Origin of the sequence: Pseudomonas sp. NPDC090208 (genome assembly GCF_044746785.1) — a bacterium.
GTDB lineage: Bacteria > Pseudomonadota > Gammaproteobacteria > Pseudomonadales > Pseudomonadaceae > Aquipseudomonas.
The window spans coordinates 382768-406434 of sequence record NZ_JBIVCU010000002.1 but is presented as its reverse complement, the minus strand read 5'-3'; the positions used below and the strand labels follow the sequence as shown (position 1 = coordinate 406434).

Genomic DNA, 23667 nt, shown 5'->3' with positions numbered 1-23667 from the left:
ACCGGGCCAACGATATGGGCGCTTTGTGGCATTCCGATGAGAAAAAGACTGCAGTTGCGGCTGACAGTCAAGGTGACGTTCCAGTGCCTGCAAGCCCCCGCCACAGGCGTTATGTGTGGCGCGTGTTCTGGGTCATTCTGATCATGGCGGCCGTGATTCTGGCCTTTGCGATCCGCACCGAAACCCGCAGCTCCAAGCTGCAGGCCCGGGAATTCAGCCAGTTCGCCCATAATCTCGCCTATACCCTGGAGCCCGGCCCCAGCGACTCGATTCTCTATCCCGGCGATGGGCCGTTCGACAAACGTCTGGGCTATTCGTCGCTGGACGAATTTCTGCCACGCCTGCTCAAGCGCGACTATCGGATCACCGAGCAGACGCGCTTTTCGCCTGAGCTGCTGTCCTACGCCAGACACGGTTTTTTCGTGCCCTACCAGGAAAAGAGCCAGTCCGGTCTGACTATTGCCGACTGCCGTGGTGATTCCCTCTACCAATTCACCTATCCGCAGCAGTTGTACCCGACCTTTTCATCCATTCCGCCGGTGGTGGTGAGCAGCCTGCTGTTCATCGAAAACCGTGACCTGCTGGACCAGCGTCAACCACTGGCCAACCCGGCGGTAGACTGGCCACGTTTCCTCAAGGCCGCCGTTTCCCAGGTGGCCAAGGCAGTGGGTCTGCCCGGTCAGTCGGCCGGTGGCAGCACCCTGGCCACGCAACTGGAGAAATACCGCCATTCGCCCGACGGCCTGACTCAGTCCGGCAGCGAAAAGATTCGCCAGATGATTTCCGCCAGCGTGCGCGCCTACCAGCCGGGGCCGCAGACCCTGGAAGCCCGCCAGCGCGTGGTGCGTGACTACCTCAATACCGTGCCGCTGTCGGCAGTACCGGGCCACGGTGAAGTACACGGCATGGCTGAAGGACTGCGGGTCTGGTACGGGGCCGACTTCGACCGCACCAACCAGTTGCTGGCTTCGCCGGCCAAAGACGAAAAGACCCTCGCCGAACAGGGCCTGGCCTTGCGTGAAGTGCTGTCGCTGGTGATCGCCCAGCGTCGCCCTTCGCATTTCCTCGCCAAGGGGCGTCAGGAGTTGGCCGATCTCACCGACAGCCATATCCGCCTGCTGGCACAGAGCAAGGTCATCGATCAGAAGCTGGCCGATGCCGCGCTGGCGGCGACCGTCACGTACCGCGACTGGGTGCAGCAACCGACCGTGCAGCCCATCGAAACCAACAAGGGCATCACCGTCGCCCGTACGCGGCTGTCGAACATGCTCAACCGGCCGCTGTATGACCTTGACCGCCTCGACTTGTCCGCCACCAGCACTCTGCAGAACGACCTGCAGACCAGCATCGGCCAATACCTGCGTGACCTCGCCAACCCGGAATTCGCCGGCAAGCTGGGGCTGATCGGCGAGCATCTGCTGACCCCGACCAGCACCCAGGCGGTGCGGTACAGCTTCACGCTGTTCGAGCGCGACATCGATGGCTCGCGGGTGCGGGTGCAGACCGACAGCACCGATCAGCCGTTCGACATCAACGAAGGCAGCAAGCTGGAACTGGGCTCGACGGCGAAGATGCGGGTGCTGACCACCTATCTGCAGATCATCTCTGAACTGCACGACAAGTACGCCGGGCAAAGCGTGGCCGACCTGAAAAAAGTGCCGGTGGAAGAACCCGACCGGCTGACCCGCTGGGCGCTGGATTACATGATCCAGAACAACGACCGCGACCTGTCGAAAATGCTCGCCGCAGCGCTGGACCGCAAATACTCGGCCAGTCCCGGCGAGAACTTTTTCACCGGTGGCGGCTTGCATCACTTCAACAACTTCCGCAAAGAAGACAACGGCCGCAACCCGACCCTGCGCGAAGCCCTGCGCGAATCGATCAACCTGCCGTTCATTCGCCTGATGCGCGACCTGGTGCGCTACAGCACCTATCAGGCACCGAGCAACAGTGCCGTGTTGCTCAAGGACGACAGCGACCCGCGCCGTCAGGAGTACCTGGCCGACTTTGCCGACCGCGAAGGCCGTTCGTTCCTGCTGCGTTTCTGGAAGCGCTACAGGGACAAGACTACTCAGGACCGCCTCGACACCTTCCTCGACGGCGTACACCCGACCGCCAGCCGGCTGGCCGCCGTACACCGCTATCTGCTGCCCAACGCCAGCCAGAGCGCGTTCAACGCCTTCGTCCGCGCGCACACGGTGAAAGACATTCATCAACCGCCGCTGACCGAAAAACGCCTCGACGACCTTTATTGGGCCTACGGTCCCGGCAAGTTCGACCTGCCGGATCAGGGCTATATCGCCCGTGTTCACCCGCTGGACCTGTGGCTGGTGGGCTATCTGTTGGAAAACCCGGAAGCGAAGTTCAAGGACGCGGTGGCCGCCAGCCGTTTCGAGCGTCAGGAGGTGTACAGCTGGCTGTTCAAGAGCAAGCACAAGAGCGCCCGCGACAGCCGCATCCGCACCATGCTGGAGATCGAAGCCTTCCTCGACATTCACCAGCGCTGGCAGAAACTCGGCTATCCGTTCGACCATCTGGTGCCGTCGCTGGCAACCGCTATCGGCAGTTCGGGCGACCGTCCGGCGGCGCTGGCCGAGTTGATCGGCATCATCCAGAACGACGGTATTCGTCTGCCGGTGTTGCGCATCGACAGCCTGCATTTCGCCGCCGACACGCCCTACGAAACCCTGCTCAACAACAACCCGGAACTGGGCAAACGAGTGCTGCCATCGGAAGTCGCCACGGCCATGCGTGAAGCCTTGTCGCAAGTGGTGGACGCCGGTACGGCGCGGCGCGTGTCCGGCAGCTTCAAGACCCAGGACGGCACCGCGCTGGCCATGGGCGGCAAGACCGGTACCGGCGACAACCGCATCGAAAGCTTCGGTTCCGGCGGGCGGATTCTGGCGTCGCGCTCACTCAACCGCACGGCGACGTTCGTGTTCTACATCGGCGACAACCACTTCGGCACGCTGACCGCCTATGTGCCGGGTCGCGCCGCCGAAAGCTTCAAATTCACCTCGGCCCTGCCCGTGCAAGTGCTCAAGGGCATGGCGCCGATACTCAATCGCTATCTGGAGCCGGGAACGTACAGCCAGTGCAAGGCGCCAGCGGCGACGCAGGTGGCAAGCCTTTCTCGATAACACGCTTTTTTGTGGGAGGGAGCCCTGCTCGCGAAAGCGTCGTGTCAGTCAGCATTGCAGTGTCTGGCCAGACGCCTTCGCGAGCAGGGCTCCCTCCCACAAAAGCCTCTGCAAACCATTCTGCCCCCCAAAGATGAGAACCGTTCGTCTTAACCTGTCTTGCGCAGCGCTTAAGATATATCTTAAGGTATATCTAAATGTAACGAGAGACAGAGAACGATGAGAGACCACTCACACGATCACCCCCGTCACCATCGCCCCGCGTTCGGCGATCATGCCGACGGTTTTGAAAAGCGCCCCGGCCGTGAACGCGGCGGACGCGGTCCTCGGGTCTTCGCGCCCGGCGACCTGAAACTGCTGCTGCCGGCCCTGATCGCCGAACAGCCCTGCCATGGCTATGACCTGATCCGTCAGATCGAAGGCCTGTTCGACGGCGCCTACACGCCCAGCCCCGGCGTGATCTACCCGACGCTGACTTTCCTTGAAGAAAGCGAACTGATCGAAGGCGATGCCGAAAGCGGCAAGAAGCGCTACCGCATCACCGAGGCCGGTCAGCAGTTTCTCGATGAGCAGGCCGTCGCTCTGGACGGCGTGAAGATGCGCATCGAACTCAGCAAACGCTCGCTGCGAGGCCATGACCGGCCGCCGGAGATCCATGAAGCGGTGCACAACCTGCGCCACGCCCTGCACATGCACCACGGTCGCTGGACCCCAGAAGAAATCGCCCGGGTCCGCGATCTGCTCAACGCCACTGCCAAAGCCGTCGCCGATGGCACCCCTTCCTCGCCGGAGAAGTCCGCATGAATTCAGCGCAATCGATCCACCGCGTCAGCCACGAAATCAAACGCCGCAAACTGCAGGTCCTGCGGGTCACCGACATCACCCCGCGCATGCGCCGCATCACCCTGCACGGTCCGGAACTGACCGGCTTCATCAGCCTGGGCACTGACGATCACGTCAAACTGCTGTTTGCCACCACGCCGGAAGAGCAGGCCGCGCTGGACAATTTCATGCCCGGCAGCAGCAACGACGGCCCGCGTCCGGCCATGCGCGATTACACGCCGCGCCGCTACGACGCCGCTTCCGGCGAGCTGGACATCGACTTCGTGCTGCATGGCGACGGCCCTGCTGCCACCTGGGCAGCCCAGGCCGAAGCAGGGCAATTTCTGTACATTGCCGGCCCGCGCGGCTCGATGATCGTGCCGGACATGTTCGACAGCTATCTGCTGATCGGCGACGAAACCGCCCTGCCCGCCATCGCTCGTCGTCTTGAGGAATTGCCGGAAGGCCGCCGTGTCCTGGCGGCGGTGGAAATCGAGGATCTGGCCGAGCGGCAGACCTTCGTCAGCAAGGCCGAGGTCGAGGTGATCTGGGTGGTGCGTGGTGAGCAGGACCTGCTCGACGTGACCCGCCAACTGACCCTGCCTGAAGGCGATCTGTATGCGTGGGTGGCGACTGAATCGGCGCTGTCGCGCAAGGTTCGGCGGGTGTTGCTGGATGAGTTCAAGCTTGATGAAGCGGCGGTGAAGGCTGCCGGTTACTGGCGCTTGAGCGAGTCGGACGACGAATAAGCAACTGTAGGAGCTGGCTTGTCCTGCGACCGGCGGGGAACCCGTCGTAAATTCTGTGCATGCGACTCACCTGACACACCGTGCTTACCGGATTTACGACTGCTGCGCAGCCGGTCGCAGGACAAGCCAGCTCCTACAGGGGGGGGCGTGTGAACGCTCATCCCCGCACTCTGTCCACGCACCACACCACCAACCCAATCCCGACAAACCCCGCCAGCACGCCCGCTGCATTGATCAGCGCCCCGCGCACGCCCAGCGTGCCGATATCGAGAAACGGATAGACGTAGTCGCCGATCATGTCGCCGCGAAACAGCACGTAGCCGAAGTACAGCGCCGGATACAGCAGCCACAGCGGCACATGCTTGAGGCGCAGCGTGCCCTTGTCGACGTACAGCCACCAGTAGACAAGAAACGCCAGCGGCATCACGTCGTGCAGCAACTCGTCAGCCAGCCACTGCCAGCCTTGCGGGCTCCACAGGTGGCGCAGCAGCAGGCTGTAGGCGATGCCGACGATCAGAATGCACACCAGAATCCCGGCGCAGACGATGGGCGATCGGAAGAAACGGTGCCCGATGGAATGGCGGTCAGTGACCGCGCAGGTGAGCGCCGTCGCGACCAGGGTGTTGGTCAGCACGGTGAAAAAACTGAAAAACTTCACCAGCCCGCCCAGCAGGCTGCTCTGGTCGACCCAGCGCCCCCACAGGATCAGATACAGCTGCACGGCAAGGGCGAACCAGCCGAGCACGGCAGCGAAGGTGGCGTAACGGCGCTGTCCTGGCGCCAGGTGCAGCGTTGAACTGAACATCGGTTTCAATCCCTGACGATGTGAGTCGGCGCCCGCCTTACCAGCGTTTGGTGCGGGCAAGCTTGACGTACAGGGCTTCGACCTTTTCCCGGGCCCACGGCGTCTTGCGCAAGAACGTCAGGCTCGACTTGATGCTCGGATCGCTCTTGAAGCAGCGAATGTCGATGCGCTCTGCCAGCCCCGACCACTCGTAGTGCTCGACCAGCGCGTTGAGGATCTGCTCCAGCGTCACGCCATGCAGCGGGTCTGTGTTCGGTGTGGTCATGGGTGGCCCTTGTACGGAGTGAAGATGGAGATTTCGCGAGGTGCGCACCTTAGCCGAGGCGGTCTGCCCTGGGAAGACGCGCGCGCACCGTTTGCCTTTTTGTGGGAGCGAATCCATTCGCGATGCTGAGGATCAGACGACACGGATTTATCGAGCCTACGGCCTCATCGCGAATGAATTCGCTCCCACAGGATCTCTGGTCCAATGCCGGAAAGCATAGCGTCTGGCCCTGCGTGCTGTAGCTCGATTCCAAAATGATTGCATTTTTATTGTTATGTTATAACACTAACAAGGCGAATCAATTTGAAACAGCCTGCGAAGGAAAATCCTGCATGTCCCGTCCCTCCTCCTCCCGACTCTGGCGCCTGACGCCGCTGGCCACTGCGTTGCTGGTCACGGCACCGGCCTACGCCATCGAGCTGGAACAACAGACCATCACCGCCAACCCGCTGGGCAGCGATCAACTGGCGTCGCCCAGCACCGTGCTCAGCGGTGACGATCTGACCCTGCAGCAGAAAGGCAGCCTCGGCGAAACCCTGAACAAGCAGCCCGGCGTGTCTTCGTCGTATTTCGGTCCGGGCGCCAGTCGCCCGATCATCCGCGGCCTGGACGGTGACCGCATTCGTCTGCTGCGCAACGGCGTCGGTGCGCTGGATGCGTCTTCGCTGTCCTACGATCACGCGGTGCCGCTGGACCCGGTCAACGTCGACCGCATCGAAATCGTCCGCGGCCCGGCGGCCTTGCTGTACGGCGGCAGCGCCATCGGCGGCGTGGTCAACACCTTTGATAACCGCATCCCCACCGAAGCCATCGAAGGCATTCACGGTGCTGGCGAATTGCGCTACGGCGGCGCCGACACCACGCGCAGCAGCGCCGGCAAACTGGAAGCCGGCAACGGCACCTTCGCCTTGCACCTGGACGCCAACGCCCGCGAGTTCAACGATCTGAAAATCCCCGGTTTCGCCCGCACCGCCGATCAACGTGCCCGCGACCCCGATGGCGAGGACAAGAAACACCGCCTCGGTAACAGCGACGGACGCCAGGACGGCGGTGCCATCGGCGGCTCCTACACCTGGGATGACGGCTATGCCGGGCTGTCCTACAGCAACTACGACAGCAATTACGGATCGCCCGCCGAGCAGGACGTGCGCATCCGCATGAAGCAGGACCACTACGCCTTCGCCTCGGAAATCCGCAACCTCTCGGGCCCGTTCACCTCGGTGAAACTCGATGCCGGTTACACCGAGTACAAGCACATGGAAATCGAGGACGGCGAAGTCGGCACGACCTTCAAGAACAAGGGCTACGAGGCGCGCGTCGAGGCCCGCCACCAGCCTCTCGGCCCGCTGGAAGGTGTGATTGGCGCGCAGGTCAGCCGCAGCGAGTTTTCCGCATTGGGCGAAGAAGCCTTCGTGCCGCACACCGATACCGACAGCGGCGCGCTGTTCATTCTTGAAGAGCTGCAAGCCACCGACCGCCTGAAACTCAGCCTCGGGGGCCGTCTGGAACACACCACCGTCGACCCGGACGGCAATGGCAACGAGCGTTTCGCCAACGCCGACCGCTCCAGCAGCTTTACCGCTGGCAGTCTGTCGTCGGGCGCGGTGTACACGCTGACGCCGGTCTGGTCGCTGGCGGCCACGCTGGGCTACACCGAGCGCGCGCCGACGTTCTACGAGCTGTACGCCAACGGCGCCCACGTCGCCACCGGCACCTATGAAGTCGGCGACGCCGATCTGTCGAAGGAAAAAGCGGTGTCCAGCGACCTGGCGCTGCGCTTCGACAACGGCACGCACAAAGGCAGTGTCGGCGTGTTCTACAGCCACTTCTCCAATTACATCGGCCTGCTCGGCACCGGCCGCACGCTGAATGACGAAGGCGAAGAAGACCCGGACGGCATTCCGGAATACACCTACTCCGGCGTGCGCGCCCGGTTTGCTGGCATCGAGGCGCAGGACCACTGGAAACTGGCGCAGACGCCGTACGGCAACTTCGCCCTGGAACTGTCCGGCGACTACACCCGGGCGAAGAACCTGGACACCGGCGAAGCGCTGCCGCGCATTGCGCCGTTGCGCCTGAACAGCGGCCTGCTGTGGGAGCTGGACAAGTGGCAGGCGCGCATCGATGTCGAACACGCCGCCTCCCAGCATCGCGTGCCGGACAACGAAAGCGGCACCGATGGCTACACCACCCTGGGCGCCAGCGCCGGATACAAATTCAATGTGGGCGACAGCCAGTGGCTGGCGTTCGTCAACGGCGAAAACCTGACCAACCAGACCGTGCGCTACGCCAGCTCGATCCTGCGAGATATCGCACCGGCACAGGGACGCAGCATTGAAGTGGGCCTGCGTACCACGTTCTAAAGTCGCCATGCTCCACCTGTGGGAGCGAATTCATTCGCGAGAGGTCCGTTGGGTCGGCAAATCCATGTCGCCTGAAAGATTGCATCGCGGATGAATCCGCTCCCACAGTTCCTCGCCTGACCTGTACAGACCCGCGTACAACTTTCCAAGGCCACCATCAAATTCACCTGTGGGAGCGAATTCATTCGCGAGAGGTCCGTAGGGTCGGCACATCCATGTCGCCTGAAAGACTGCATCGCGGATAAATCCGCTCCCACAGTTCCTCGCCTTACCTGTACAGATAACGCAACGGTCTTGCCTTCCCCTGTCAGTCTGAAAGAGCCAAATGCTCTTGTAGTTACTATAGGACAGCGCTACCTCACCTATTTACGACTATTGCTGTTTTAGTAACTATTCATGTCGTATTTTCGTCTTTTTAAAAAATCGTTAGCACCCTATCATCGCCGCCCTGAAAAACGCTGAAACGATTAATCCAATCATCGTTGCTTCACCTGCCCTGCAGTACCCCTGCTCAGCGGGGGCGTTTGCCGTTGTATTGACCCGTATCCAACAAGAGCTCGTCGCCATGGACAGACACAAGAAACGTCGCACTTTCCGCCAGAACAGCCTGACGGGCCTCGCCCTGGTCTGCCTGACCACCGGCGCTCACGCAGCCTCGGCCTTCGACAGCGAATCACCGTGGATGCTGGGCGACTGGGGTGGCAAGCGCAGCGAGCTGTCGCAAGAAGGTTACGACTTCAAATTCGACACCGTGGTCGAGGTGGGCTCCAACCTGCACGGCGGCTACAACCATGACAAGGCCACCCGCTACAGCGACCAGTTCGCCATCGGCGCGCATCTGGACCTGCAGAAAATCCTTGGCTGGCACGATGCTGAATTCCAGCTGACCCTGACCAATCGCAACGGCGACAACATCAGCAACGACCGCATCGGCGATCCGCGTGCCGGCACCATTTCCTCGTCCCAGGAAGTCTGGGGCCGTGGCAATGTCACCCGCCTGACGGACATGTGGTACCAGCAGAAATTCTTCGACCAGAAACTCAGCATCAAGGTCGGCCGCTTCAACGAAGGCGAAGACTTCAACACCTTCCCCTGTGACTTCCAGAACCTGTCTTTCTGCGGCTCGCAGGTCGGCAACTGGGGCGGTGGCATCTGGTACAACTGGCCGATCAGCCAGTGGGCGATGCGCGTCAAATACCAGCTCAACCCCGAGCTGTTCGTGCAGGTCGGCGCCTTCGAGCAGAACCCGTCGAACCTGGAAAACGACAACAACTTCAAGCTCAGCGGCAGCGGCACGCAGGGTGCGGTGTTGCCGGTTGAGCTGGTCTGGTCGCCGAAGGTCAACGACCTGCCGGGCGAGTACCGCCTCGGTTACTACTACAGCACCGCCGACAGCACCGACGTGTACAAGGACAGCAATGGTCGCTACGCCGCCCTCACCGGTGAAGAGCACGCGCCATCGTCCAGCAAGCACGGCATGTGGCTGACCCTGCGTCAGCAAGTCACTGGCCTGGCCAGCGACAACAGCCGCGGCCTGAGCCTGTTCGCCAACGGCACCCTGCACGACAAGAAGACCAACATGGTCGACAACTTCGTCGCGCTCGGCATGACCTACGCCGGTCCGTTCGACGCCCGCCCGAAAGATGACATCGGTCTGGCCGTCAGCCGCATCCACGTCAACCCGGCGTACCGCAAGAACATCAACCTGCAGAACCTGGCCAACAACGTCAGCGACTACCACGACCCGGCCTTCCTGCCGGTGCAGGACACCGAATACAACGCCGAGCTGTATTACGGCGTGCACCTGACCAACTGGCTGACCGTGCGTCCCAACCTGCAATTCATCCGCCATCCGGGTGGTGTGAGTCAGGTCGATGACGCGCTGGTGGCCGGTCTGAAAATCCAGTCCTCGTTCTGATCGATCGTTATCGGCTTTCTGAATTCTTTTTCAGGAACTAGCGTTAGGGGCAGGGCTTCAAAGCATCAGCCCCGGCGCAAGAAGGGACTAGCGTCAACCACTTAATCGTTACGGAGTACGACACTATGAGCACTGAAGGTGCTTTCAGTCAGGGTCGCCGGTTACCGAGCGTGCTCGGGCTGGTGATTCTCATCATGGGCCTGGCCTTGCTGGCCGGGGGTGTACAACTACTGACACTGGGCGGTTCGCTGTACTACCTGCTCGCCGGGATCGGCTTTGTCGTCACGGGCGTGTTGCTGATCATGGGCCGCCGTTCGGCCCTTGGCGTGTTCGCCCTGGTGCTGTTCGCCAGTACCGTCTGGGCGCTGTGGGAAGTCGGCCTGGACTGGTGGCAACTGGTGCCACGCCTGTCGCTGTGGTTCGTGCTGGGCATCGTCATGCTGCTGCCATGGTTCCGCCGTCCGCTGCTGCGCGGCCAACCCGGCGGTCTGCCTGCCACGGCTCTGAGCATCGCAGTGGTGCTGGCCGGTCTGGCCGCCCTCGCCAGCCAGTTCACCAGCCCGGGTGAGATCAAAGGCACACTCGACCGCGACGACGCAGGCGTGGCCTACGATCCGCAGCCGATGCCCGATGGCGACTGGCAGGCCTATGGCCGCTCCGAACACGGCAACCGCTACTCGCCGCTGAAACAGATCACCCCGGAAAACGTCGGCAAGCTGCAGGAAGCCTGGCGTATCCGCACGGGCGACCTGCCCAACGCAGAAGACCCGGTGGAGCTGACCAACGAGAACACCCCGCTCAAGGTCAACGGCATGATCTATGCCTGCACACCGCACAGCAAAGTGCTGGCGCTGGACCCTGACACCGGCAAGACGATCTGGAGCTACGACCCGCAGATCCAGAAGGAAGGCGCCAAGGACTTCACCGGCTGGGCGCACATGACCTGCCGTGGCGTGTCGTACTACGACGAAGACGCCTACGCCAAGTCGGACGTCGGCGCCCCGGCAGCCGCGCTGTCAACCGCCGGCAAAGCGGTTGCAACGGCGTGCCCGCGTCGTCTGTACCTGCCGACCGCCGATGCTCGCCTGATCGCGCTGAACGCCGACACCGGCAAGGTCTGTGAAGACTTCGCCAACAAGGGCGCGGTCGATCTGCGTGCCAATATCGGCCCGTTCACGCCAGGTGGCTACTACTCCACCTCGCCGGCGGCGATCACCCGCAATCTGGTGATCATCGGCGGCCACGTCACCGACAACGAATCGACCAACGAGCCGTCCGGCGTGATTCGCGCCTACGACGTCCACGACGGTCGTCTGGTGTGGAACTGGGACCCGAACAACCCGGACGCCACCGCGCCGATCGCTGCCGACCAGTTCTACTCGCGCAACGCGCCGAACATGTGGTCGCTGGCCAGCGTCGACGAAAAACTCGGCCTGGTGTTCCTGCCTCTGGGCAACCAGATGCCTGACCAGTACGGCGGCGATCGCACGCCGGGCGCCGAGAAGTTCAGCGCCGGTCTGGTCGCGCTGGACGTCAACAGCGGCAAGGTGCGCTGGAACTATCAGTTCACCCACCACGACCTGTGGGACATGGACGTACCGAGCCAGCCGACGCTGATCAACCTGAAGACCAAGGACGGCGTCAAACCGGCCGTGATTCAGCCGACCAAGCAAGGCAGCCTGTACGTGCTGGATCGTCGCGACGGTACGCCGATCGTGCCGATCCACGAAGTCCCGGCGCCGACCGGTGCCGCCCAGGGCGACCACACCGCGCCGACCCAGGCCCGTTCCGAGCTGAACATGCTGCCGCCGGAGCTGACCGAAAAAGCCATGTGGGGCGCCAGCCCGTTTGACCAGATGCTCTGCCGCATCCAGTTCAAGCAACTGCGCTATGAAGGCCAGTACACCCCGCCGTCCGAGCAAGGCACCATCGTCTATCCGGGTAACGTCGGCGTGTTCAACTGGGGCGCCGTGTCGGTCGATCCGGTCCGTCAACTGCTGTTCACCAGCCCGAACTACATGGCCTTCGTCTCGAAACTGGTACCGCGTGCCAAGGTGGAAGCGGGCAGCAAGCGCGAGAGCGAAACCAGCGGCGTGCAGCCGAACACCGGTGCGCCGTACGCGGTGATCATGCATCCGCTGATGTCGCAGTTCGGCCTGCCGTGCCAGGCGCCGTCGTGGGGTAACGTGGCGGCGGTCGACCTGACCACCAATCAGGTGATCTGGAAGCACAAGAACGGCACCAGCCGTGACAACACGCCGGTACCGATCGGTCTGCCGGTCGGTGTGCCGAGCATGGGCGGTTCGATTGTGACCGCAGGCGGCGTTGGCTTCCTCGCCGGTACTCTCGACCAGTATCTGCGTGCCTACGACGTGAAGACCGGCAAGGAGCTGTTCGCCGGGCGTCTGCCAGCAGGCGGCCAGGCTACACCGATGACCTACACCGGCAAGGACGGCAAGCAATATGTGCTGATCGTTGCTGGCGGCCACGGCTCGCTGGGCACGCGCATGGGCGATTACATCATTGCCTACAAGCTGCCGAACTGATTCGGTAGCGCGGTAAACGAAAAGGCGGTCATCGCGAGATGACCGCCTTTTTTGTTTACACCGTCCCTGTGTAGGAGCTGGCTTGCCCTGCGACCGGCGACGAAGTCGTCGTAAAACCTGTGCGTTCGGTGTGCCTGACAGGTTGCATGGTCTGCTAACGCAGCCCTGTTTCGCCCCCGGCACGTTACGCGAACCCTTGTAGGAGCTGGCTTGCCCTGCGACCGGCGACGAAGTCGTCGTAAAACCTGTGTCCTTGGCTTGTCTGACACCCCACCGAGTCTGCTAACGCAGCCCTGTTTCGCCCTCAGCACGTTACGCGAACCCTTGTAGGAGCTGGCTTGCCCTGCGACCGGCGACGCAGTCGTCGTAAAACCTGTGCACTCGGTGTGTCAGTTACTCCGCCGAGTCTGCTAACGCAGCCCTGTTTCGCCTGACGGCGAGTTACTTGGAAAAGCCCCAAGTAACCAAGGGCTCCTATCCCCACCATACGGTGCCTCGCCCAGGCTCGGCATGCCCTCACACAGGCAATGCTCCGGGGGCACGCCGCGAATGGGCCATCCATGGCCCACGCGGCTCTCGCGACATCCTGTCGCTCGACCCACTCCACATCGCCTGCGTTCGGCCTTCTGGGACGGGGCCCCAAGATCAAAATCAAAAGCCAGATCAAAAGCCTGCGAAACCCAAACTCCCTATAGGAGCTGGCTTGCCCTGCGACCAGCTGTAGGAGCGCGCTTGCCCGCGATCGGCGACGAAGTCGTCGTAAAACCTGTGCATGCGGTGTGTCTGATGGATTGCTGATCTGCGAACGCAGCCCCATTTCGCCTCCAGCACGTTACGCGAACTCTTGTAGGAGCTGGCTTGCCCTGCGACCGGCGACGAAGTCGTCGTAAATCCTATGCACTCGGTTTATCTGGCGGATCGCTGTAGCTGCTAACGCAGCTGGTTTCGCCGGGCGGCGAGTTACTTGGAAAAGCCCCAAGTAACCAAGGGCTCTTTACCCCGCCATACGGCACCTCGCTAATGCTCGGTGTTCCCTCACACAGGCAATGCTCCGTGGGCACGCCGCGAATGGGCCATCCATGGCCCACGCGGCTCTCGCGACATCCTGTCGCTCAACCCACTCCACATCGCCTGCGTTCGGCCTTCTGGAACGGGGCCCAAGATCAAAATCAAAAGCCAGATCAAAAGCCGGCGAAACCCAAACTCCTGTGGGAGCGGGCTTGCCCGCGAAGACGTTCTTGAAATCGCCACCGCCAGCAAGCCGGACTGCTACGGGTGATCCTTCACTTCTCGATCACATCCCCGCGCTGCGGCGCCAGTCGTGCGATCAGGCGGTTTTGCACCGGTACGGGTATGTGTTGATCGTCCATTGAATCGATCAGGTTTTCCACCAGCGCATTGAAGTCGCTACGGCTCAGGTTCAGGCCTTTGTGTGCCTCGGCCAGGGTGTCGCCGGTGTAGGTACACGGCCCGCCCGCTTCCACGCAGAATTTCTCGATCAGTTTGTTGCGCACGCGGACGATGTCGACCTTGGCGAAGAATTTGTAGATCCGAGGGTCCCGTGCCACATGCAACAGCATGCCTTCGACGATTTTCTGAATCCCGGCTCGTTCGCCGAGGTCGCGGTACAAGCTGTCATCCTTCGGCGGCTGCTGCGCGCAGCCGACCAGTAGCGCCAGCATCAGCACGGTGATCCAGGACAAGGGGCGCATGATCAAAAACTCCCCTGGATGGACAGATAAGTACCGTTCTGGTTGTCCAGCGTGGCGATTTCACCGAGGCGGGCGTAGGCCAGCACCACGGACACGTGCTTGTTGGGGAACCAGCCGACAAAGGCGTCAGCCCAGTCGCTTTCACCGGCAAACGACAGGTTGTCCGGCTTCTCGCGGTACTCGACACCCACCGCCCAGCGCGGGTTGAACAGCAGCGCCACCGAACCCTCCTTGAGCACGCTGCGGCTGTCGCGACGATCGCCGCCGAAACCGAGCAGTCCGGTTTCGTTGGCGCGGCTGTAGCGCACGCCGCCGTTGACCACCACGTTGTAGCCAAACGCCGCGCCCATGAACAAGCGGCTGGCGGTGAGGTAGCCCTCGACGTCCGAATCGCGTCTGGCGCCGACCAGGCTGGGGATCAGGAAGTCGTTCTGATGCTTGTACTCAAGCCCTACGGACACCTGCGGCAACTGGTCGTAGATCAGGTCGCCAAACAGGCGAACCTTGACCCCGAAGATGTCCTGGCTGAGGTTGTCTTCCGGCAGGCTGAACTTGTGAACCAGCGAGCCAAGGTCAAAGCGCTGGTGCGCGTAGGACACCTCTACACGGTTGCCGTAGGAAAACGCCATGCCGGCGACATCCAGCGTGTAATCCGGCAGGTCAATGTGGGTGGCGAACAGGTTCGTGCCCCACTCGCCCTTTTCGTCATACCCGGCCAGCACGGCCCACGGGATGATCCCGCCGCCCGCCGCACCTTCGATACTGGTGGCACCGCCCGTGGCGATCAGACGCCCCTGGCCGCCGGCTTCAGCCGTACCGCTCAGGGCCGAAGCGCATCCACCCGCCACCATTGCCAACACCACAGGGCTGAAAACAGCCGAGAGACTACGTGTCATAAGTCATCGAACCACTCAGTGAAGCACCATGCCCGGTGAAGTAAGGGAATTGGCGATCCATGCCTCGAACGCCAGCGCATTGAGCGGCCGGCTGATCAGATAGCCCTGCGCGGTGTCGCAATGCCAGCGCTCCAGCAGGCGCAGGCTGTGCTGATACTCGACACCTTCAGCCACCACCTTCAGACCCAGGTTGTGGCTCATTTCAATGGTTGAACGGACGATCACCGCGTCCTCGCTGGTTTCATCCAGGTTGCGCACGAACGACTGATCGATTTTCAACTCCTGCACCGGCAGGCGCTTGAGGTGCGCCAGCGACGAGTAACCGGTGCCGAAGTCGTCCACCGACAGGCTGATCCCCAGCTCACGCAACGCATTGAGGACTCTGAGCGAATGCTCTGGCTCGCGCATGACCGCGCTTTCGGTGATCTCGAAAATCAGCTGTTCGGCCGGCACGCGATAGCGTTTGAGCAGGCCCGACACGCGGTCCACCAGTTGCGCACTGAGCAGGTCATCGGCGGAAATGTTCACCGACAGTTGCACATGCAGACCCCGCCGCGCCCATTCGGCCAGTTGGCGCATGGCTTCTTCGATGACCCAAAGCGTCAGCGTGCGGATGCTGCCGGTGCGCTCGGCCAGGGCAATGAATTCTGCCGGCGAGACCGCGCCGAATTGCGGATGCTGCCAGCGCAGCAAGGCTTCCGCCTGACGCACGCGGCCATTGCGGATATCCAGTTTGGGCTGGTAGTGCAGCGCCAGTTCGCCCTTGTGCGCGGCATGGCGCAGGTCGCGAATCAGGCTGATCTGGCGTTGGTGCGCCAGGTCGCGACCGTCTTCATATACCCGCAAACGGCCGGGCATTTGCGAAGCATCCTGACGCGCGATGGCGGCGCGGCGCAGCAGTTCGGACGGCATGTCGCCGTTGTGCGGATAAGTAGCGATGCCGATGCTGGGCTCCAGCACGACGTCGTGTTCGCCGATGCGGTGCGCCACCATCAGCAGGCGTTGCAGACGGTCCGCCATCGCCACCGCCGTGTCGCTTTCGGCGTTTTCCACCAGCAGCAGAAATTCGTGGCCGGACAGCCGCGCCGCCGTATCACCCGGCCGCAGCGGCAGTTGCACTTGCTCGCCGACGCGCTGCAACAGGTCCTCGACCCCTTCCGCGCCGATGCTGTCATTGATGGCCGGGAAGTTGTCGATGCCCAGGCACAGCAGCGCCACCGGGCGCTGGGCGGCGATGGCGCTGGTCAGACGCTCCATCACCAGCACCCGGTTGGGCAGGCCGGTCAAGCCGTCATGCAGGGCGTTGTGCGCCAGTTGCTGTTCGCGTTCGGCAATGCCGCTCTGCATCGAATTGATCGCCCCGGCCAGCAGGCCCAGTTCGTCATTGCGGCGCAGTTCGACCTGGGTACCGTAATCGCCGTCGCCAATGCGCCGGGCCGCCAGCGCCAGGGCGCGCACCGGCAGGGACACGCTTCTTGCCAGCAGCAATGTGCCGATCAGCGAACCGAGCAGCGCAATCACGGTGATCCAGAAAATCCGCTCGTTGATCGGCGCGAACGCCTGCATCGCCTGATCCAGCGGGCTTTGCAGCAACGCGACGACGCGGTCGCCGTTGTCATTACCGGTGTTGTCCAACTCCAGGGTCTTGCTCAGAAAGCTGTGGCTGGAGTGCCGAGTCATCTGACTCTGCTCGCTGGCCGGGCTCATCATCACCTGCCCCAGGCTGTCGAACATCGCCGACGGCTGGGTACTGACGATCTGCCCTTGAGTGCGGTCGACCACCGACAGGAACGACACTTCCAGACCGCTGAGGGTGCGCAGCTCCCGTGCCAGCTCGTCGTCCATGCTGAACCCCATGACCACCCGGGCGATCGGCAGCGGGGCCAGTACAGTGCTCTCCACCAGCAGGTGCGCTTTGCCCTGCAACGGCACGATGAGCATCGACTGGTTGCGCGACTTCAGTTCACGCAGCGCCTTGGTGTACGGAAACGGCGAACCGGCCGGGATCTGCTCGGCAGTGCTGGACAGCACAGTGCCGTCCATGCCCAGCAGAAACATGTCGTCGGCGCTGATTCGCGCGCCATGGTTGAGCAATACCGAGCGGATCGTCGCCGAGTCCGCCGAGGCCACCGCATCGCGAAAACCGAAGTCGCTGGAGAGCAATTGCACGGCATCGCGCAGACGCTTGCCGCGCATTTCCAGCAAGCCTTCAAACACCCGCGTGCCGACCTCCAGTTGCGCCTGGGCCTGCTTGCGCACGGCGTCCTGGGTCGCCGCCTTGACGGCAAGAAACACCGCCACGACCACGGTCAGCAACAACATGATCAACACGCCGGCAATGCGTGCCTGAAAGCTAACGCGCAATTTCATTCATGGGCGGCCTTGTGAAAGGCGTCGCTGAACGCATCGGGGGGCGGCGCGGCCGGCATGTCGTCAGCCTTGGGCTGGATCGCAACGGTGATGCGTCGGTGCAGACCTTCGGCAGGGATATCAAAATCGCCTCCTGGCACGGATTGCATGTCCTGTACCTGTGGATGCCACAGGGTGGCCTTGTAATGGCCGGCAGGCAGTTGATCGAGGGTCAGCGCACCTTTACCGTCGCTGACACCGAACCACGGATCGTCCGTGACATAAACATAGCCCAACATCCAGTCGTGGATGTTGCAGCCCAGCACCACGATGCCCGGCTTGTCGAACAGCACCGGGTCCGACGGTGTGCCGCCATACAGACGCAACTCGAAACGTTTCGCCGCCGAAAAGGAGTAGACCTGATGGCGGATGTTGTCGCTGTTGGGGAATTTGATCTGGGTGCCGGTACGCACAGCCAGCACATGGGGTGCGAAACGCTGATTGCGCTGGTCCATGTCGGCTTTGGGCGCAGGATCGGGCTTGCCTGCCGGCCCTTGCAGGGTCAGCACGACATCGTTCAGCGGCTTGCCCTGGGCGTCGACGAAATCAGCCGTCAACGTGGCGGCATGAACGACGCTGGCGCACAACAAACTCGCAGCCAGCAGAAATGACGGAGCAACATGGGTCATGTAGACGTTCCAGAACGGCATGGTCGAAAAAAGTGCCGGCCCTGGCAATATCTGTTGCGTCCCGCGCAGGTTAGCCGCCCGGGAGCGGAAGATCACGCACTAAAAATATCAAAATGCCATCACCGCACGATTCGCCGACAAACGGCCGATATTGCCCCTCCGACGCTCCACACTCTCTCTATCGTTATCGACTCGAACAAGTGAATCCTGAGCACCGTTCATCCCTGCGACAGGCTCCACGACGGTGCCACCGATGGCGGCAAAAACAAGCGGATTGCCACAAATACGCGGCGCGCTTCTATACACAGGTATGAATGGCGGCTATTGAAACCTGTACCCCACTGCCCCATCTAAGCCTCAACTCCCTTTATGCAGGTGCCCCATGAGCGACCAGCAAGCAGACGCCACACACGCCGACGAACTCGATCACGAACACGTCGTGCTCGGTTCCGACCGCAAGAGCCTGGCATTGCCGGGCCAGAATCTGCCCGATCAGGTCTATGTCATCCCGATTCACAATCGCCCGTTCTTCCCCGCGCAGGTGCTGCCGGTGATCGTCAACGAAGAACCCTGGGCCGAAACCCTGGAGCTGGTGAGCAAGTCCGAACACCACTCGCTGGCGCTGTTCTTCATGGACACGCCGCCTGAAGACCCCCGCCATTTCGACACCAAGGCGCTGCCTGAATACGGCACCCTGGTGAAGGTCCATCACGCCAGCCGTGAAGGCGGCAAACTGCAATTCGTTGCCCAGGGCCTGAGCCGCGTGCGCATCAAGACCTGGCTCAAGCACCATCGCCCGCCGTTCCTGGTGGAAGTCGAATACCCGCACCAGCCCAATGAGCCGACCGATGAGGTCAAGGCCTACGGCATGGCCCTGATCAATGCGATCAAGGAACTGCTGCCGCTCAACCCGCTGTACAGCGAAGAGCTGAAGAACTACCTCAACCGCTTCAGCCCCAACGATCCTTCGCCGCTGACCGACTTTGCCGCCGCCCTCACGTCGGCCAAAGGCAACGAGCTGCAGGAAGTGCTCGACTGCGTGCCCGTGCTCAAGCGCATGGAAAAAGTCTTGCCGATGCTGCGCAAGGAAGTTGAAGTAGCGCGCCTGCAGAAGGAAATCTCCGCCGAGGTGAACCGCAAGATCGGCGAGCACCAGCGCGAGTTTTTCCTCAAGGAACAACTGAAGGTCATCCAGCAGGAGCTGGGGCTGACCAAGGACGACCGCAGCGCCGACATCGAGCAGTTTGAAGAGCGTCTGGCCGGCAAGGTTCTGCCGCCGCAGGCACGCAAGCGCATCGACGAAGAGATCAACAAGCTGTCGGTACTGGAAACCGGCTCGCCGGAATACGCCGTCACCCGTAACTACCTGGACTGGGCCAGCTCGGTGCCATGGGGCGTGTACGGTGAAGACAAGCTCGACCTGAAACACGCGCGCAAGGTGCTCGACCAGCATCACGCCGGGCTCGACGACATCAAGAGCCGTATTCTCGAATTCCTCGCGGTCGGTGCCTATAAAGGCGAGATCGCTGGCTCCATCGTGCTGCTGGTCGGCCCGCCGGGCGTGGGCAAGACCAGTGTCGGCAAATCGATTGCCGAGTCGCTGGGGCGTCCGTTTTACCGTTTCAGCCTCGGCGGCATGCGCGACGAAGCCGAGATCAAGGGCCACCGCCGCACCTACATCGGCGCCCAACCGGGCAAGCTGGTGCAGGCACTGAAAGAAGTGGAGGTGATGAACCCGGTGATCATGCTCGACGAGATCGACAAGATGGGCCAGAGCTATCAGGGCGACCCGGCCTCGGCGCTGCTGGAAACCCTCGATCCGGAGCAGAACGTCGAATTCCTCGATCACTACCTGGACCTGCGTCTGGATCTGTCGAAAGTGCTGTTCGTCTGCACCGCCAACACCCTGGACTCGATCCCCGGCCCGCTGCTGGACCGCATGGAAGTGATTCGCCTGTCCGGCTACATCACCGAAGAAAAACTGGCCATCGCCAAACGCCACCTGTGGCCCAAGCAGCTGGACAAGGCTGGCGTGTCGAAAAGCAGCCTGACCATCAGCGACAGCGCCCTGCGTGCGGTCATCGAGGGCTATGCCCGCGAGTCCGGCGTGCGTCAGCTGGAAAAACAGTTGGGCAAACTGGTGCGCAAGGCCGTGGTCAAGTTGCTGGATAACCCGGACACGGTGGTCAAGATCGGCCCGAAAGACCTGGAAGCCTCCCTCGGCATGCCGGTGTTCCGCAGCGAACAGGTGTTGTCCGGCACGGGCGTGATTACCGGTCTGGCCTGGACCAGCATGGGCGGCGCGACCTTGCCGATTGAAGCCACACGCATCCACACCCATAACCGCGGCTTCAAGCTGACCGGGCAACTGGGCGATGTGATGAAAGAGTCTGCGGAAATCGCCTACAGCTACGTCAGCTCGAATCTGGCGAAGTTCGGCGGCGACAAGGGCTTCTTCGACGAGGCGTTCGTTCACCTGCACGTGCCGGAAGGCGCTACACCGAAAGACGGCCCGAGCGCTGGCGTGACCATGGCCAGCGCCCTGCTGTCGCTGGCGCGTAATCAGGCGCCGAAGAAAGGCGTGGCGATGACCGGCGAGCTGACCCTCACCGGCCATGTCCTGCCGATTGGCGGCGTGCGCGAGAAAGTCATCGCGGCGCGCCGGCAGAAGATCTTTGAACTGATCCTGCCGGAAGCCAACCGTGGCAACTTTGAAGAACTGCCGGACTACCTCAAGGAAGGCCTGACCGTGCACTTCGCCAAGCGCTTCTCGGATGTGTCGAAGGTGTTGTTCTAACGTGCCCCGTAGCAGTCCGGCTTGCCGGCGGTGGCGTCTTCTGGATCGCTACCGCCGGCAAGCCGGACTGCTACACAGGTCACCCCGCGTAATTTTGTAGGAGTGAGCTTGCTCGCGATTACGATCTATCTGTCGAGGTTGTGACGACGGTTAGTACGCAATCGCGAGCAAGCTCACTCCTACAGCACTCCCAGCTTCATCATCTTCGGTTATGCTCGGCCAACGTTGCCCAGACCGGAGCCTTCATGACCCCTGCCCGCCTGCTCGTCCCTGCAAGCCTTGCCCTGCTGGCCGCTTGCGCCCAGACGCCAAAACAGATCGTCACCCTGGAAAACCAGCAGGACTGCCCGATCACCCTCAACACCGGCCAGACCCTGATGCTGATGCTGCCCAGCAACCCCACCACCGGGCATCGCTGGCTGAAGCAGAACCCGGCACCGGCGATCCTCACCAGCCTGGGGCCGGAAGTGTTCAACTCGGCCGAAGACGCTGGCCTGGTCGGCACCGCCGGACAGTCGGTATGGCGCTACAAAGCCACCGCCGCCGGTTCCGGTCGCCTGACCCTGGTCTATCAACAACCCTGGGCACCGGAAGTACGGCCCGAAAAGACCTTCGATTGCGTCATCACTGTGAAGTGACCAGTCACTCTGCAGGCGCTGGCGTATGTGTAGGAGCTGGCTTGCCCTGCGAGCGGCGACGCAGTCGTCGTAAAACCTGTGCACGCGGCGCACCTGACACAACCAATGCGTATGGTTTTACGACTGCTTCGCAGCCGCTCGCAGGACAAGCCAGCTTCTACAGGAGATCCGTGCCGTTCAAGCAGATTAGCTTTCTACATCCCCGCTCAATTGGCTAAAATGCCGCACTTTTCGCCTCATCCACCGGAACTGCCGTGAGCCAAGAACCCGATCGCCTATTCGCCCAGCCACTGGCCCAGGTGCCCGACTTCGCCTTCAACGAGGACGTGGTGCGGGTGTTCCCTGACATGATCAAGCGCTCGGTGCCCGGCTATCCGACCATCGTCGAGAACCTTGGCGTGCTCGCCGCGCAGTTCGCCCAGCCCCACAGCGTGCTGTACGACCTGGGCAGCTCCCTCGGCGCGGTGACCCAGTCCCTGCGTCGGCACGTGCGTACCGATGACTGCAAAGTGATCGCCGTGGACAACTCCGCTGCCATGGTCGAGCGTTGCCGGGAATACCTCAACGCCCAGGACTCGATGTTCCAGGAGCTGTTGCCGGCCGAAGTCATCGAAGGCGACATCCTCGCCCTCGACTTTCAGCCGGCCTCGGTGGTGGCGATGAACTTCACCCTGCAATTCATCGCCCCGGCACAGCGGCTCGAACTGCTCGGCAAGATCCGCCAGTCGCTGCTGCCCGGCGGGGCGCTGATCCTTTCGGAAAAGCTGCGCTTCAACGACGACGCCGAGCACGCCCTGCTCACCGACCTGCACGTGGCGTTCAAGCGCGCCAATGGCTACAGCGAACTGGAAATCGCCCAGAAGCGCAGCGCCATCGAAAACGTGATGAAACCCGACAGCCTGGAAGAACACCGCGAACGCCTGCTGGCCGCCGGGTTTTCCAAAGTCGTGCTGTGGTTCCAGTGCCTTAACTTCTCTTCGCTGATTGCCCTGCCATGATCGATCTCGCTCCACTGGTCCGCCGTCTGGCGGGCACTCCTCTGTACACCTGGGCCCAGGGCCTGCAAGCGCAACTCGATGCCAAGATGGAAAAAGGTCATGGCGACCTGGAACGCTGGCAGGGTGCGCTCAATGCCTTGCCGGATCTGCTGCCCAGCCAGGTCGAGCTGGTCGAGCGCTTCGCCATCGATACCGATTGCGACGACGCCACCCGCGCGCAGGTACACAAAGCCCTGATGGGCCTGTCGCCATGGCGCAAGGGCCCGTTCGATGTGTTCGGCGTACACGTCGACACCGAATGGCGCTCGGACTGGAAATGGTCGCGGGTCTCGCCGCATCTGGACCTCAAAGGCAAACGCGTGCTGGATGTCGGCTGCGGCAACGGCTATTACCAGTGGCGCATGCTCGGTGCCGGGGCCGACAGCGTGATCGGCGTCGACCCGAACTGGCTGTTCTTCTGCCAGTTCCAGGCCATGCAACGTTACCTGCCGGATCTGCCGGCGTGGCACCTGCCGTTCGCCCTGGAAGACCTGCCGGCACGGCTGGAAGGCTTCGACACGGTGTTTTCCATGGGCGTGCTGTATCACCGCAAGTCGCCGATCGATCACTTGCTGGCGCTGAAGGACTGCCTGGTCAAAGGCGGCGAACTGGTGCTGGAAACCATGGTGGTGGAAGGCGACGTGCACCAGGTGCTGGTGCCGGAAGACCGTTACTCGCAGATGCGCAACGTGTGGTTTCTGCCGTCGGTGCCGGCGCTGGAGCTGTGGCTGCGTCGTGCCGGTTTCGTCGACGTGCGCTGTGTCGATGTCAGCACGACGACGGTGGAAGAACAGCGCAGCACCGACTGGATGCGCTATCAGTCGCTGAGCGACTTCCTCGACCCGAACGACCACAGCAAAACCGTGGAAGGCCTGCCGGCGCCACGCCGCGCGGTGATTGTCGGGCGCAAGGCCTGACACTCTGCAACACCGAAAAACACT

The 23667-nt window shown here is 62.3% G+C and carries 16 protein-coding genes; 10 read left to right on the top strand and 6 right to left on the bottom strand.

What is annotated here, in order from left to right; genetic code table 11:
• Window positions 1-14 precede the first annotated feature (14 nt).
• The 3 genes from ACIPL0_RS04885 to ACIPL0_RS04875 all read left to right on the top strand — a co-directional run bounded on the left by ACIPL0_RS04885 (window position 15) and on the right by ACIPL0_RS04875 (window position 4711).
• On the top strand, window positions 15-3140 hold the full coding sequence (locus ACIPL0_RS04885) for a transglycosylase domain-containing protein (protein WP_400592931.1): 3126 nt from the start codon (window positions 15-17) through the stop codon (window positions 3138-3140).
• A gap of 219 nt (window positions 3141-3359) precedes the next feature.
• Window positions 3360-3944, top strand: a complete 585-nt coding sequence (locus tag ACIPL0_RS04880; protein ID WP_400592933.1) for a PadR family transcriptional regulator — start codon at window positions 3360-3362, stop codon at window positions 3942-3944.
• The gene (locus tag ACIPL0_RS04875; protein WP_400592935.1) at window positions 3941-4711 is read left to right on the top strand and encodes a siderophore-interacting protein; all 771 of its coding nucleotides are present in this window, start codon (window positions 3941-3943) and stop codon (window positions 4709-4711) included. The genes ACIPL0_RS04880 and ACIPL0_RS04875 overlap by 4 nt, the downstream gene beginning before the upstream one ends.
• Window positions 4712-4868: 157 nt before the next feature.
• Here ACIPL0_RS04875 and ACIPL0_RS04870 read toward each other — a convergent pair whose 3' ends face one another.
• Together ACIPL0_RS04870 and ACIPL0_RS04865 are read right to left on the bottom strand one after the other, a co-directional pair.
• Window positions 4869-5516 (bottom strand): Pr6Pr family membrane protein, encoded by a 648-nt coding sequence (locus ACIPL0_RS04870; protein WP_400592937.1) that lies wholly within the window; start codon window positions 5514-5516, stop codon window positions 4869-4871.
• 37 nt (window positions 5517-5553) lie between these two features.
• Window positions 5554-5781: a VF530 family protein gene (locus tag ACIPL0_RS04865; RefSeq protein ID WP_274135493.1), complete on the bottom strand. Its 228-nt coding sequence runs from the start codon at window positions 5779-5781 to the stop codon at window positions 5554-5556.
• A gap of 332 nt (window positions 5782-6113) precedes the next feature.
• On the opposite strand from ACIPL0_RS04865, the gene ACIPL0_RS04860 reads away from it, so the two are divergent.
• The 3 genes from ACIPL0_RS04860 (at window position 6114) to ACIPL0_RS04850 (ending at window position 12608) form a co-directional block, all read left to right on the top strand.
• On the top strand, window positions 6114-8144 hold the full coding sequence (locus tag ACIPL0_RS04860) for a TonB-dependent receptor (protein ID WP_400592940.1): 2031 nt from the start codon (window positions 6114-6116) through the stop codon (window positions 8142-8144).
• A 565-nt stretch (window positions 8145-8709) separates the two neighbouring features.
• Window positions 8710-10062, top strand: a complete 1353-nt coding sequence (locus ACIPL0_RS04855) for a carbohydrate porin (RefSeq protein ID WP_400592943.1) — start codon at window positions 8710-8712, stop codon at window positions 10060-10062.
• A 125-nt stretch (window positions 10063-10187) separates the two neighbouring features.
• On the top strand, window positions 10188-12608 hold the full coding sequence (locus ACIPL0_RS04850) for a glucose/quinate/shikimate family membrane-bound PQQ-dependent dehydrogenase (RefSeq protein ID WP_400592946.1): 2421 nt from the start codon (window positions 10188-10190) through the stop codon (window positions 12606-12608).
• A 1283-nt stretch (window positions 12609-13891) separates the two neighbouring features.
• Here the strand turns inward: ACIPL0_RS04850 and ACIPL0_RS04845 are convergent.
• Genes ACIPL0_RS04845 through ACIPL0_RS04830 form a run of 4 tightly spaced genes read right to left on the bottom strand, consistent with a single transcriptional unit; the run spans window position 13892 to window position 18254 of the window.
• Complete coding sequence (locus ACIPL0_RS04845; RefSeq protein WP_400592948.1) at window positions 13892-14320, bottom strand: group 1 truncated hemoglobin; 429 nt, start codon at window positions 14318-14320, stop codon at window positions 13892-13894.
• Window positions 14321-14322: 2 nt separating this feature from the next.
• Window positions 14323-15171: a DUF3034 family protein gene (locus tag ACIPL0_RS04840; protein WP_400593919.1), complete on the bottom strand. Its 849-nt coding sequence runs from the start codon at window positions 15169-15171 to the stop codon at window positions 14323-14325.
• Between the two features lie 60 nt (window positions 15172-15231).
• Window positions 15232-17586 (bottom strand): putative bifunctional diguanylate cyclase/phosphodiesterase, encoded by a 2355-nt coding sequence (locus ACIPL0_RS04835; RefSeq protein ID WP_400592950.1) that lies wholly within the window; start codon window positions 17584-17586, stop codon window positions 15232-15234.
• Complete coding sequence (locus ACIPL0_RS04830; RefSeq protein ID WP_400592953.1) at window positions 17583-18254, bottom strand: methylamine utilization protein; 672 nt, start codon at window positions 18252-18254, stop codon at window positions 17583-17585. Before ACIPL0_RS04830 ends, ACIPL0_RS04835 begins: the two co-directional genes overlap by 4 nt.
• A 382-nt stretch (window positions 18255-18636) precedes the next feature.
• On the opposite strand from ACIPL0_RS04830, the gene lon reads away from it, so the two are divergent.
• From lon to cmoB, 4 genes are all read left to right on the top strand, one after another.
• The gene (gene lon, locus ACIPL0_RS04825) at window positions 18637-21051 is read left to right on the top strand and encodes an endopeptidase La (protein ID WP_400592956.1); all 2415 of its coding nucleotides are present in this window, start codon (window positions 18637-18639) and stop codon (window positions 21049-21051) included.
• 245 nt (window positions 21052-21296) lie between these two features.
• Window positions 21297-21689 carry a protease inhibitor I42 family protein gene (locus ACIPL0_RS04820; RefSeq protein WP_400592959.1) on the top strand — a complete coding sequence of 131 codons (393 nt, stop codon included), beginning with the start codon at window positions 21297-21299 and terminating at the stop codon, window positions 21687-21689.
• A 254-nt stretch (window positions 21690-21943) separates the two neighbouring features.
• Window positions 21944-22687: a carboxy-S-adenosyl-L-methionine synthase CmoA gene (gene cmoA, locus ACIPL0_RS04815; protein WP_400592962.1), complete on the top strand. Its 744-nt coding sequence runs from the start codon at window positions 21944-21946 to the stop codon at window positions 22685-22687.
• Window positions 22684-23643: a tRNA 5-methoxyuridine(34)/uridine 5-oxyacetic acid(34) synthase CmoB gene (cmoB, locus tag ACIPL0_RS04810; protein ID WP_400592965.1), complete on the top strand. Its 960-nt coding sequence runs from the start codon at window positions 22684-22686 to the stop codon at window positions 23641-23643. The genes cmoA and cmoB overlap by 4 nt, the downstream gene beginning before the upstream one ends.
• Window positions 23644-23667 lie beyond the last annotated feature (24 nt).

What these genes read in the sequence shown, in the direction of transcription:
- ACIPL0_RS04855 (WP_400592943.1), top strand. Translation starts at nt 8,710, where the DNA reads ATGGACAGACACAAGAAACGTCGCACTTTCCGCCAGAACAGCCTGACG.
- ACIPL0_RS04835 (WP_400592950.1), bottom strand. Translation starts at nt 17,586, where the DNA reads ATGAAATTGCGCGTTAGCTTTCAGGCACGCATTGCCGGCGTGTTGATC.
- ACIPL0_RS04850 (WP_400592946.1), top strand. Translation starts at nt 10,188, where the DNA reads ATGAGCACTGAAGGTGCTTTCAGTCAGGGTCGCCGGTTACCGAGCGTG.
- ACIPL0_RS04875 (WP_400592935.1), top strand. Translation starts at nt 3,941, where the DNA reads ATGAATTCAGCGCAATCGATCCACCGCGTCAGCCACGAAATCAAACGC.
- ACIPL0_RS04840 (WP_400593919.1), bottom strand. Translation starts at nt 15,171, where the DNA reads ATGGTGGCGGGTGGATGCGCTTCGGCCCTGAGCGGTACGGCTGAAGCC.
- ACIPL0_RS04885 (WP_400592931.1), top strand. Translation starts at nt 15, where the DNA reads ATGGGCGCTTTGTGGCATTCCGATGAGAAAAAGACTGCAGTTGCGGCT.
- ACIPL0_RS04860 (WP_400592940.1), top strand. Translation starts at nt 6,114, where the DNA reads ATGTCCCGTCCCTCCTCCTCCCGACTCTGGCGCCTGACGCCGCTGGCC.
- ACIPL0_RS04870 (WP_400592937.1), bottom strand. Translation starts at nt 5,516, where the DNA reads ATGTTCAGTTCAACGCTGCACCTGGCGCCAGGACAGCGCCGTTACGCC.
- cmoB (WP_400592965.1), top strand. Translation starts at nt 22,684, where the DNA reads ATGATCGATCTCGCTCCACTGGTCCGCCGTCTGGCGGGCACTCCTCTG.
- ACIPL0_RS04880 (WP_400592933.1), top strand. Translation starts at nt 3,360, where the DNA reads ATGAGAGACCACTCACACGATCACCCCCGTCACCATCGCCCCGCGTTC.
- lon (WP_400592956.1), top strand. Translation starts at nt 18,637, where the DNA reads ATGAGCGACCAGCAAGCAGACGCCACACACGCCGACGAACTCGATCAC.
- ACIPL0_RS04865 (WP_274135493.1), bottom strand. Translation starts at nt 5,781, where the DNA reads ATGACCACACCGAACACAGACCCGCTGCATGGCGTGACGCTGGAGCAG.
- ACIPL0_RS04845 (WP_400592948.1), bottom strand. Translation starts at nt 14,320, where the DNA reads ATGCGCCCCTTGTCCTGGATCACCGTGCTGATGCTGGCGCTACTGGTC.
- ACIPL0_RS04830 (WP_400592953.1), bottom strand. Translation starts at nt 18,254, where the DNA reads ATGACCCATGTTGCTCCGTCATTTCTGCTGGCTGCGAGTTTGTTGTGC.
- ACIPL0_RS04820 (WP_400592959.1), top strand. Translation starts at nt 21,297, where the DNA reads ATGACCCCTGCCCGCCTGCTCGTCCCTGCAAGCCTTGCCCTGCTGGCC.